This window comes from Sphingobacterium sp. UBA7253, from assembly GCF_002472745.1.
Taxonomy (GTDB): Bacteria; Bacteroidota; Bacteroidia; order Sphingobacteriales; family Sphingobacteriaceae; genus Sphingobacterium; species Sphingobacterium siyangense.
Genome location: NZ_DKSP01000144.1, coordinates 594 through 2,030 on the forward strand (window position 1 = coordinate 594; position 1,437 = coordinate 2,030).

1 protein-coding gene and 1 pseudogene are annotated in these 1,437 nt (G+C 38.9%); one reads left to right on the plus strand and one right to left on the minus strand.

Annotated elements, in window-relative coordinates; translation table 11 throughout:
• A pseudogene (gene eno, locus B2X72_RS14925) lies at positions 1–554 on the plus strand (phosphopyruvate hydratase); the annotation flags it as partial.
• A gap of 114 nt (positions 555–668) precedes the next feature.
• On the opposite strand, the gene B2X72_RS14930 reads toward eno, so the two are convergent.
• Positions 669–1,437, minus strand: a 769-nt coding sequence (locus B2X72_RS14930; RefSeq protein WP_286850297.1) for a DUF72 domain-containing protein, incomplete at its 5' end; no start/stop codon positions are given.

The window sequence follows — 1,437 nt, forward strand, 5'->3', positions numbered from 1 at the left end:
TCTACAAAGACGGTAAATACGATTATACGAAGTTTGAGGGCGATAAAGGTGCTGTACGTTCTAGTGAAGAACAAGCAAGCTATTTGGCTGAATTAACAGCTAAATACCCTATTATTTCTATCGAAGATGGTATGGCTGAAGATGATTGGGCTGGATGGAAAACATTGACTGACAAAATCGGTGACCATGTTCAATTAGTAGGTGATGATCTTTTTGTTACAAATACAAAACGTCTTCAACAAGGAATTGATACTCATACAGCAAATTCAATTTTAGTAAAAGTAAATCAAATCGGTTCATTGACTGAAACGATCAATGCGGTTACTTTAGCTCAAAATTCTGGTTATACTTCTGTGATGTCACACCGTTCGGGCGAAACTGAAGATGCGACTATCGCTGACTTAGCTGTAGCATTGAACTGTGGACAGATCAAAACTGGTTCTGCTTCACGTTCTGACCGTATGGCTAAATACAATCAATTGTTGCGTATCGAAGAAGAATTGGGTGGTAATGCCCGTTTCATCGGTAAAAACTTTAAATACGCTAAAAAATAAGCTAAAGTTTGATTTTTAATAAAAAAAGCCGAAGTATCTTCTACTTCGGCTTTTTTTTGTGGGCAAAATATATTTTTCTATCGGTGCATTACGGACCGGATCTGATAACCTGTCTTAGAATAAGGTATTTCCTGTGTTTTTGTTGGGATAGGTTAGATCCAAGTCGAATGTTGTATTCAGCTTTTTGATAAAATGTGTCGCCAGTAACGGTGATTCTACCTCAATATTCTGATGGATAAAGAAATACAATTTTTGCAATCCATTTTCCCGCCATAGTTTCAAAACATCAATCCATTGATCCAGTCGATCATAGTCTGTTGCATGATTTGCCCCTACATACCGTACGAAAGCAGTCGGCGTGGTCAGGCGCATATGGAGCATATCTCTCCGGCCTGCAGTATCGACCAGTACATTGGTCACATTGGTTTCCTCCAGCAGTGCATAGAGTTCTTTTGTTACTTCGGGTTTGGAAAACCAATCTTTATTTCGGACTTCCAACGCTAGCGGGACTTCTTTTGGCCAGTCATGAAGAAATAGTTTTAAACGGGCCATGTCCTTTGGATTATAATTGTCGTGCATCTGAAGAAAAGCCATTCCCAGTTTTTCATCGAAATGAACAATGGAGTCCGTAAATAATTTTACTTTATCACCCGTATTCAGTAGTCTGCTGAAATGGCTGATGGATTGTGGTATTTTTGGGAAGAACTTGAAGTTAGCAGGTGTTTTCTTTTTCCAGGTCTCTACCTGGTCTATGCCAGGTGAATTGTAGAATGTAGCATTGAGTTCAATGCTGTTAAACTGTGTGGAGTAATAAGCAAGTTCGTCTTTTGTCCCTCTGGGATAAAAGCCTTTTAAATCTTGTTTATTCCATTTTGCACAGCCT